Annotated in this window: 1 protein-coding gene; it reads left to right on the top strand. The window is 64.9% G+C overall.

Features of this window, described 5'->3' with window-relative positions:
• A partial coding sequence (locus CVH10_RS19835) for a phage major capsid protein (protein WP_106489413.1) occupies positions 1 to 279 on the top strand: 279 nt, incomplete at both ends.

The following is a 279-nucleotide window of genomic DNA, read 5'->3' as shown; positions in this document are numbered from 1 at the left end:
TGTGGTCTCCGAGAACCCCTCCGGCGGCAAGCCCGAATCGGACATCACCTTCGAGCTGGATAGCGAGAACGTGGCGACCATCGCGCACTGGATCCAGGCCTCGCGCCAGGTGCTCGCCGACGCCGGCATGCTGCAGAGCTACATCGACGGTCGCCTGCGCTACGGCCTCAAGCTTAAGGAAGAGGCGCAACTGCTCAAGGGCAGCGGCGTGGGCCTGAACATCAATGGCCTGTTCACCCAGGCCAGCCAGTATGCCAACCCCGGCGTGACGGTCACCGA

Origin of the sequence: Halomonas sp. ND22Bw (assembly GCF_003011945.1) — a bacterium.
Classification (GTDB): domain Bacteria; phylum Pseudomonadota; class Gammaproteobacteria; order Pseudomonadales; family Halomonadaceae; genus Halomonas; species Halomonas halophila.
This window is presented reverse-complemented; position numbering and strand designations above follow the sequence as displayed.